This is a genomic window from Bradyrhizobium sp. Kon56 (genome assembly GCF_055807635.1).
On sequence record NZ_JBVVOU010000285.1, the window covers coordinates 1 to 318 of the forward strand.

The window sequence follows — 318 nt, forward strand, 5'->3', positions numbered from 1 at the left end:
GGTGTACGAACTGGACGATTACATTCTCGATATTCCCGCTGGCAATCTGACCCGCGCGCTGTTCCCCAAAGACACGGCAAAGCGCTTGAGGAAAGCTGTGAGCCTATGCGATCGACTGGTGGTTTCGACTCAACCGCTGGCCGATGCCCTGAAAGGCTACAACACCGACATTCGTGTGATGGAAAACCGCCTGCCAGGCCAGTGGTGGGCTGGGCTGGTCAGCCACCGCACACAAGGGCGAAAACCTCGGGTGGGCTGGGCCGGTGGATTGAGCCACGGCGCCGACTTGCGAGTGATTGCCGACGTGGTTCGCGAACT

Annotated in this window: 1 protein-coding gene; it reads left to right on the forward strand. The window is 60.1% G+C overall.

The features are described from left to right. The coding region (locus AC0L3B_RS38995; protein WP_473383016.1) for a hypothetical protein at nucleotides 1-318 on the forward strand (318 nt) is incomplete at both ends.